The 6,500-nt window shown below is 48.3% G+C and carries 7 protein-coding genes and 1 riboswitch; of the genes, 5 read left to right on the forward strand and 2 right to left on the reverse strand.

Features of this window, described 5'->3' with window-relative positions; genetic code table 11:
• Positions 1-86 precede the first annotated feature (86 nt).
• From tatC to groL, 3 genes are all read left to right on the forward strand, one after another.
• On the forward strand, positions 87-863 hold the full coding sequence (gene tatC, locus LQ229_RS09365) for a twin-arginine translocase subunit TatC (protein WP_230191561.1): 777 nt from the start codon (positions 87-89) through the stop codon (positions 861-863).
• A 314-nt stretch (positions 864-1,177) separates the two neighbouring features.
• The gene (groES, locus tag LQ229_RS09370; RefSeq protein ID WP_216539151.1) at positions 1,178-1,459 is read left to right on the forward strand and encodes a co-chaperone GroES; all 282 of its coding nucleotides are present in this window, start codon (positions 1,178-1,180) and stop codon (positions 1,457-1,459) included.
• Positions 1,460-1,504: 45 nt separating this feature from the next.
• Positions 1,505-3,133 (forward strand): chaperonin GroEL, encoded by a 1,629-nt coding sequence (gene groL, locus LQ229_RS09375; RefSeq protein WP_216539150.1) that lies wholly within the window; start codon positions 1,505-1,507, stop codon positions 3,131-3,133.
• A 305-nt stretch (positions 3,134-3,438) separates the two neighbouring features.
• Here the strand turns inward: groL and LQ229_RS09380 are convergent, their stop codons facing one another.
• Together LQ229_RS09380 and LQ229_RS09385 are read right to left on the reverse strand one after the other, a co-directional pair.
• Positions 3,439-3,552 (reverse strand): putative holin-like toxin, encoded by a 114-nt coding sequence (locus LQ229_RS09380; RefSeq protein WP_230191562.1) that lies wholly within the window; start codon positions 3,550-3,552, stop codon positions 3,439-3,441.
• 313 nt (positions 3,553-3,865) lie between these two features.
• Entirely contained in the window at positions 3,866-4,204 is a 339-nt protein-coding gene (locus tag LQ229_RS09385; protein ID WP_216539208.1) for a L,D-transpeptidase, read from the reverse strand.
• Between the two features lie 201 nt (positions 4,205-4,405).
• On the opposite strand from LQ229_RS09385, the gene LQ229_RS09390 reads away from it, so the two are divergent.
• Entirely contained in the window at positions 4,406-5,164 is a 759-nt protein-coding gene (locus LQ229_RS09390; protein ID WP_216539149.1) for an SDR family oxidoreductase, read from the forward strand.
• 286 nt (positions 5,165-5,450) lie between these two features.
• Positions 5,451-5,960, forward strand: coding sequence for a GNAT family N-acetyltransferase (locus LQ229_RS09395; protein ID WP_216539148.1), 510 nt, complete (start codon positions 5,451-5,453; stop codon positions 5,958-5,960).
• 104 nt (positions 5,961-6,064) lie between these two features.
• Positions 6,065-6,262: riboswitch (cobalamin riboswitch) on the forward strand.
• Positions 6,263-6,500 lie beyond the last annotated feature (238 nt).

A 6,500-nucleotide genomic window follows, 5' to 3' on the forward strand; every position in this document is an offset into this window, starting at 1 on the left:
ATTTCATAGAACAATCCCTTCTTCACGGGAGGGATTCTTTTATGCTCGTCTCAGGGCAAAAGTTAACGGATTAGGTTGGTGGTCGCATGTCCAAAAAGCGCGAAGACGCAATGTCTTTGTTCGAACATCTGGGTGAATTGCGGCGGCGGATTATTTATATCTTAGTCGTGCTCGTTGTGATGATGGTTGGCGGCTTGCTTGTCGCCGATCCGATCTTCTCATACATTATTTCAACGAAGGAAGCGAGTCAAATTACGCTGCACGCGTTTTCACTGTGGGACGCGATCGGTTATTACATGAAAATCGCGTTCGTCGTAGCGCTGGTCGTCACGCTGCCATTCACCCTGTACCAGCTTTGGGCTTTTGTCAGCCCCGGCTTGCGGGAAGTGGAGCGGAAGGCAACGCTTCGTTATATTCCGTTCGTGTTCGTCATGTTTGTGATCGGACTGGCATTCGCTTATTTCGTGGTGTTTCCGCTCGCTTTTAATTTCACCACCAATATGACGAGGCATCTCGGACTGCAGGAAACGTACGGAATTTCGCAATATTTTTCGTTTCTGTTAAATATATTGATCCCGATCTCGCTATTGTTTGAATTGCCGATCGTGATTATGTTTTTGACGCGGATTCGCATTTTAAGTCCGAAGCGCTTGCGCAAAATGCGCCGTGTCGCTTATTTTGTCTTAATTTTCATCGGCGTGACGATCACGCCCCCGGATTTGATCTCCGACTCGCTCGTGGCGATTCCGCTCATTTTGCTGTACGAATTCAGCGTATTTCTATCCTCGGCGGTGTACCGCAAGCAGTTGGAGGAGGATAGGGCATGGGAAGAGGAATTCGATAAAGGCGCTTTGGAACGATAAACGCTTGTCTTGTAACACAGGATAGGCGTTTTGTGTCATAAGGCTTAGAGTTGGCATATTTTTCTTGCATATGGATACAATGAGGAAGGCGCGCGATTGTTCGAGGGCATCGTCGCTCCTGTAAAATGTTTATAAAAATAATTCAAAACCACTTGAAAAATGAATTCAAAATGAGTATCATAAAAATTGTTATTAGCACTAAACGACAACGAGTGCTAATACATATGAAACATATTGAATAACGATCCGATTTATTGGTCCGATCGATAAATGGGATCGTTCCATCAAACATAATTTAAAGGAGGCTATTTTTCATGATCAAACCTTTAGGTGAACGCGTATTGGTTGAACCAATCGAGAAAGAAGAAACAACGGCATTCGGTATCGTATTGCCGGATACGGCGAAAGAGAAGCCGCAAGAGGGGAAAATCATCGCCGTAGGCAGCGGCACGTTGAAAGACGGCGTTCGCATTCCGCTTGAGGTGAAAGAAGGAGACCGCGTTATTTTCTCCAAATACGCAGGCACGGAAATCAAGTACGAAGGCAAAGAATATTTGATTATGAAAGAAAGCGACATTCACGCGATTATCGGCTAATTGGCCGACGATCATCAATCAAACTATTAGGGAGGGCTTTATACAATGGCAAAAGAAATTATTTTTAGCGAAGACGCGCGCCGCGCAATGCTTCGTGGGGTAGATGCTTTAGCGAATGCTGTAAAGGTAACGCTCGGACCGAAAGGCCGCAACGTCGTGCTTGAGAAAAAATTCGGCAGCCCGTTGATTACGAACGACGGTGTGACGATTGCGAAAGAAATCGAATTGGAAGACGCATTTGAAAATATGGGTGCGCAATTGGTGAAAGAAGTAGCTACGAAAACGAACGACGTTGCCGGCGACGGTACGACGACAGCTACGGTTCTTGCGCAAGCGATGATCCGCGAAGGTTTGAAAAACGTAACGGCCGGCGCTAACCCGATGGTAGTCCGCAAAGGGATTGAAAAAGCGGTTCGTGCGGCTGTTGAAGAATTGAAAAAAATTGCAAAACCGATCGAAGGCAAACAATCGATCGCACAAGTGGCTTCCATCTCCGCCGCGGACGAAGAAGTAGGCGCTCTGATCGCGGAAGCGATGGAGAAAGTCGGCAAAGACGGCGTTATTACAGTGGAAGAATCCAAAGGCTTCAACACGGAGCTTGATGTGGTTGAAGGTATGCAATTCGACCGCGGATACGTTTCCCCTTACATGATCACAGATACGGATAAAATGGAAGCTGTTCTGGATAACCCGTACATCTTGATTACAGACAAGAAAATCTCCAACATTCAAGAGGTTCTTCCTGTACTCGAGAAAGTGGTGCAACAAGGCAAGCAATTGCTGATCATTGCCGAAGACGTGGAAGGCGAAGCGCAAGCGACATTGATCGTGAACAAACTTCGCGGAACGTTCACTTGCGTAGCGGTTAAAGCTCCGGGCTTCGGCGATCGCCGCGAAGCGATGCTGCAAGATATCGCCGCATTGACAGGCGGTCAAGTGATCACGGAAAAATTAGGTTTGGAATTGAAATCGACTTCGATCGAGCAATTGGGCAGCGCGCGTCAAATCCGCGTAACGAAAGAAAATACGATCATCGTTGACGGAAACGGCGCGAAAGAAGATATCCAAGCGCGCATCAACCAAATTCGTGCCGCTTTGGAAGAAACGACTTCCGAATTCGACAAAGAGAAACTGCAAGAGCGTTTGGCTAAATTGGCCGGCGGCGTAGCGGTAATCAAAGTCGGCGCAGCTACGGAAACGGAATTGAAAGAGCGCAAACTTCGCATCGAAGACGCTTTGAACGCGACTCGCGCCGGGGTTGAAGAAGGCATCGTTGCCGGCGGCGGTACGGCGCTTGTGAACGTATATTCCGCTGTGCAAGCCGTTCAAGCGAGCGGAGACGAGCAAACGGGCGTTAACATCGTGCTTCGCGCTCTGGAAGAGCCTGTTCGCACGATCGCATCGAACGCGGGCCAAGAAGGTTCCGTCATCGTTGAGCGTCTGAAAAAAGAAGCGGTAGGCATCGGCTACAACGCAGCTACCGGCGAATGGGTTAACATGATGGATGCAGGTATCCTGGATCCGGTGAAAGTAACGCGTTCCGCATTGCAAAACGCGGCATCCGTTGCGGCAATGTTCCTGACAACCGAAGCGGTTGTTGCGGACAAACCGGAAAAAGACAAACCGGCTATGCCAGATATGGGCGGCATGGGCGGAATGGGCGGCATGATGTAAGCCACCCACAAGCTTATCATATATCAGGCTCCCGAGAGGGAGCCTTTTTACACAAAAATCACATTTTCTGCGAAAAATATATACACCGGGAAACGCGCTAGAACGATTAACTTGGACGGGTATCATACACATTATCATGTCATAGTCGTCTATCGTTTATTGCTTCGCATAGCGTAGTCATGATATCATAATAATAAAGAAGGAGCCGGCGGCAACCGACTCCTTGTACAACAGCCGCTTCAAGAGCGGTCGGCTTTGGGTTAAACGATCAGGAAATAGACCGGTTTACCTTTGCAGAGGGCGGTCTATTTCTTTGTGTTATGGATAAGTGCGATGACGATGGTTATGACCAGCGTCAGCACTGCAATAAGCAAAGAACCGAAACCGATCATAAGCGTCAAGGCATCCTTAACCTCCACGGCATCACCTCCCTTCTGGGAGATTAGCCGACCGCCCTTGTAAGCCGTTCAGTTGTACAAGCCGATTATAGCATAGGAGTCTGCATATTTGCAGGCTCTTTTCTTTTTCTCTGAGAGGGGGGAGATTTTACGAATGAATGATGAGAAGGTATGAGAAGCTTTGGCGGAGTTGGAATAATGCGGAATATGGATGGTCGCTGTAGCTTCTTGGATTATCGGATTCATATTAAACAAAGGTCTTTCATCAATTCATTGAAATGTTGAGAGTTCTTTTTTCTAATTCCGAGTAAGGTGCATTTTCTACGCCGATAAATTACGGGCGAATCGTTACGCGTGTTCCAACGGGTATCATTTTCGCCAGTTCGAGGACATCTTGATTGTACATGCGAATGCAGCCATGCGAGACCTCTTTACCAATCGACGACGGGTTATTCGTGCCGTGAATCCCGTAATGCGGTTTGGATAATCCCATCCAATAAGCACCGAATGGCCCGCCTGGATTAGGACTTTTATTTACAATTGTAAATTCGCCAGACGGAGTTTGTGTAAGCATCTTGCCAATGCCCACAGGATAGCCTCTGACAACAATATCGTCGTTAAGCAAATATAACATTCGATCAGATAAATCAACAATGATTCTATACACCATGATCATCCCCTTGCGCTATTGTATGCCAGAGCGGTTATTGGTGACCATCGACATCTTCGGCCTGTTGAGAACGGGACCGGCTATTCCAGTTGTACATTTTGTTACCGGCCAAACGACATTAAACGATCGATTGAATAATTCAGACACGATTCACTATAATAAATATGTAAGCGAAAACGCATTCATTTTGATAGGGGGATTGCCATGAGACTTCAAAACAAGGTTGCGGTCATAACGGGGGCGGCTTCTGGCATGGGGAAAGCGATAGCGATTTTGTATGCCAAAGAAGGAGCGAAAGTCGTTGTATCGGATTTGAATGCAGACGCGGCCAATGCAACGGTCGAAGAAATTAAAGCAAACGGCGGGGAAGCGATCGGTATCGCAGCGAATGTAGCCAAAGAAGAAGATATTCAAAATCTTATCGACACAGCGGTTGGTACATACGGTACGTTAGACATCCTCGTGAATAATGCCGGCATTATGGATAATTTCGTTCCTGCAGCCGATGTAACGGATGAGTTATGGGACAGAGTGTTCGCCGTCAATGCGACCGGACCGATGCGGGCCATCAGAAAAGCGCTGCCGATTTTCCTGGAGAAAGGCAACGGGGTCATCGTCAATATCGCTTCCATTGGCGGCTTAAAAGGTTCGAGAGCGGGTGCCGCATATACGGCCGCGAAACACGCGCTTATCGGGCTGACGAAGAATGTCGGGTTTCAATATGCGACATCGGGAATTCGTTGCAATGCCATCGCTCCGGGCGGCGTGAACACAAATATCGGCACAACCATGAACAACCCGAATGCGTTCGGCATGGAAAAAGCAATGTCCGGGTCGGGCAATAACCCGAGATCCGGCGAACCGGAAGAGATTGCGAAAGTCGCCTTATTCCTCGCTTCCGACGACTCCGGATTTGTGAACGGCACCGTCGTTACCGCGGATGCAGGCTGGACCGCTTATTAAGAAGCAGGATAGCTCATCAATGCCGGTGTCGTGCTGCAATGCCTGCGGGAATGCAGTTTTTTCCATGCGAGGCGATTGATTTGACGAGAAAACCTGCCAAGGGAGTCCATTTCATAAAACCACAACGGCTGACGACCCGTCGGGCGGGACGAAACGTAAACACGCTAATCGCCTTGTAAATTACCTTGTTGCTGGTGTAACGAAACGAAAAATAGAACGGCGATCGAATTGCAATTCTTGTTTGACATTTAGTAAACTGGTCTAAAAGCTAGGGCAGGTGCAGCAGATGAAGATTGAAATTCGGACAGGACGCATAGAGGAACTTCAAGAAATCATGGAAATGATCGCCCGTTGCGTAGCGGCGATGCAGGCCGGGGGCAGCGATCAGTGGGATGAGCATTACCCTAACCGGGACGTGATCGGGGAGGACTTGCAGCGTGGGACGCTCTTCGTCGCGCAAGGCGATGGCCGGATACTTGGCATAATCGTGCTCGATGAGAATCAGGCCGAGCAGTACCGGACTATTGATTGGAAGCAGGCGGAGGGAGCGCCTTTGATGATGCATCGGATTGCCGTTGATCCTGAAGCGCAGGGCCAAGGGATTGCCCGCAAATTGATCGCCTTTTCCGAAGAATATGCGGTGCGCGAAGGATACAGCAGCATCCGGTTGGATACTTACGCCAAGAATACGGCAGCATTGAAGCTGTATCGCGGATTGGGCTACGATCAACGTGGCGAAGTGAATTTCCCGGGCAGAACGGCTAACTCTCCTGTATTTGAGAAGGTGCTGTCATAACGAGTTTAAAAGCGAAGGCTCCCGCAAGGGGGCCGATTTTCGTTGCCGGTTAACCAAAGATTCACATGACAAATGAACTTTTATACGTTATGATGAGCATGGAAAATCGAATAATCGAAACAGGTGCCGATTATGTTTGGCCAAACTAGGCATGAATCGGTTAAAAGGGAAGCGGGTGTAAATCCCGCGCGGTCCCGCCGCTGTGAAAGAAGAGTCCTTGCAAGATGCCACTGGGAAACCGGGAAGGTTGCAAGGGCGATGACGCTTGAGCCAGAAGACCTGCCTGTTTTGTTGCACCAATCAACTCTACGAGCGATAGGGGGTGTTTATTAGTGAATGCTATAGCTGCTATGGCCGTTATGGCTGTTATTTCTATTAAACCTCTTAACGATTCTAGTTAAGAGGTTTTATTATTGTACAAGAAAACCCCCAGTTCGACTGGGGGTTCAGGAAAGCTTATAGCTATGAGTAAAAATCCCTTGACCTTCATGATAAAATGGTAGCCGGTCTGCCAACCGCTACAAAGAGATCAAGGAGGAC

Source organism: Paenibacillus sp. CECT 9249, from assembly GCF_918697855.1.
Classification (GTDB): Bacteria; Bacillota; Bacilli; order Paenibacillales; family Paenibacillaceae; genus MSJ-34.

What these genes read in the sequence shown, in the direction of transcription:
- tatC (WP_230191561.1), top strand. Translation starts at nt 87, where the DNA reads ATGTCCAAAAAGCGCGAAGACGCAATGTCTTTGTTCGAACATCTGGGT.
- groES (WP_216539151.1), top strand. Translation starts at nt 1,178, where the DNA reads ATGATCAAACCTTTAGGTGAACGCGTATTGGTTGAACCAATCGAGAAA.
- groL (WP_216539150.1), top strand. Translation starts at nt 1,505, where the DNA reads ATGGCAAAAGAAATTATTTTTAGCGAAGACGCGCGCCGCGCAATGCTT.
- LQ229_RS09390 (WP_216539149.1), top strand. Translation starts at nt 4,406, where the DNA reads ATGAGACTTCAAAACAAGGTTGCGGTCATAACGGGGGCGGCTTCTGGC.
- LQ229_RS09395 (WP_216539148.1), top strand. Translation starts at nt 5,451, where the DNA reads ATGAAGATTGAAATTCGGACAGGACGCATAGAGGAACTTCAAGAAATC.